2 protein-coding genes are annotated in these 1,318 nt (G+C 37.4%); both read left to right on the forward strand.

Annotated elements, in window-relative coordinates; all coding sequences use genetic code 11:
* Window positions 1-621, forward strand: a 621-nt coding sequence (locus tag FJR37_RS25340; RefSeq protein ID WP_168467446.1) for a Uma2 family endonuclease, incomplete at its 5' end; no start/stop codon positions are given.
* A 76-nt stretch (window positions 622-697) separates the two neighbouring features.
* Entirely contained in the window at window positions 698-1,153 is a 456-nt protein-coding gene (locus FJR37_RS25345) for a DUF29 domain-containing protein (protein WP_168467447.1), read from the forward strand.
* Window positions 1,154-1,318 lie beyond the last annotated feature (165 nt).

Below are 1,318 nucleotides of genomic sequence, written 5' to 3' on the forward strand. Positions count from 1 at the left end.
CGTCCGCCTTCTTATGCAGAAGATAATGTATTTACAGGTAGTGACTTAAATTTATACTATGACAGCAAGCATACACAATGGTATAAACGCCCTGATTGGTTTGCAGTTTTGGGGGTATCCCGTTTTTATGAACAAACAGAACTAAGATTAAGCTATGTTACTTGGTATGAAGGAACGTATCCCTTTGTAGTAGTAGAATTAATATCTCCAGGAACAGAAAACGAAGACTTAGGGAGAAATTTACGGGAAGTTAATCAACCTCCCAATAAATGGACAGTATATGAGCAAATTCTCAGAATCCCCTATTATTTTGTCTATAACCGTTATACTGATGAGTTTCACTGTTATGGTTTGGTAACGAACCGTTATCAACCGCTCTCTATTAATGGATTAGGGGTATGGCTAGAAGAAGCTGAATTGGGTTTAGGATTATGGGAGGGAGAATATCAAGGACTAACTAGACAGTGGTTACGTTGGTATGATCAAGAGAATAATTGGTTGCCTATGCCAGAAGAAAGAGAAAGACAGCGTGCAGAACAGGAAAAGCAACGTGCAGATTTAGCAGAAGCGGAACTAGCTAAATTAAGACAGTTACTAGCAGAAAAAGGAGTGAATTTATAGTAGGGTAAAAACGTTGTATAGAACGTCCCTCAATCAATGTAAACATCAATATTGAAACTGTAGCTGAGTAAGTAAAATGCAACCTACACAAGCAAATTGCGAGATTTATGAACAAGATTATCCTGAGTGGTTGGATATTACCCTTAACCAACTGCAAAATCGGGATTTGGAAAATGTTGACTGGGAACATTTAATTGAGGAAATTACTGCATTGGGAAACGAACAAAGGCGTAAAGTAGAAAGTTACTTATTGAGACTTTTAATTCATCTACTAATTTATGATTACTGGAAGTCAGAAAAAGATTGGTCTGGTAGGGGTTGGGAAAAAGAAATTGATAACTTTAGGCTGGAATTAGATTTATTATTGGAGTCTAAAGTTCTTTATAATCATTGTACAAAAATCCTAGATAAGATTTACATTAAAGCTAGAAATAATGCTATTCGTAAATCTGAACTATCTCCAACAATTTTCCCTGAAAATTGTCCTTATTCCTTAACAGAAATCCTCAATCCTGAATGGTTGCCATCATAAAAAGAATTCTAATAATAAACTATGTCAGATACAGTTATTCACGTTGAAAATCTAGTAGTCTGTCAAACCGAAAATGACGGGTGAAGGTAGGTAGGGGGGGTAGGGAGGTAGGAGAGGTAGGGAGGTAGGGGAGGTAGGGGGGGTAGGGGAGGTAGGGGAGGTAGG

This window comes from Aphanizomenon sp. UHCC 0183 (assembly GCF_009712065.1).
Taxonomy (GTDB): Bacteria; Cyanobacteriota; Cyanobacteriia; order Cyanobacteriales; family Nostocaceae; genus Dolichospermum; species Dolichospermum heterosporum.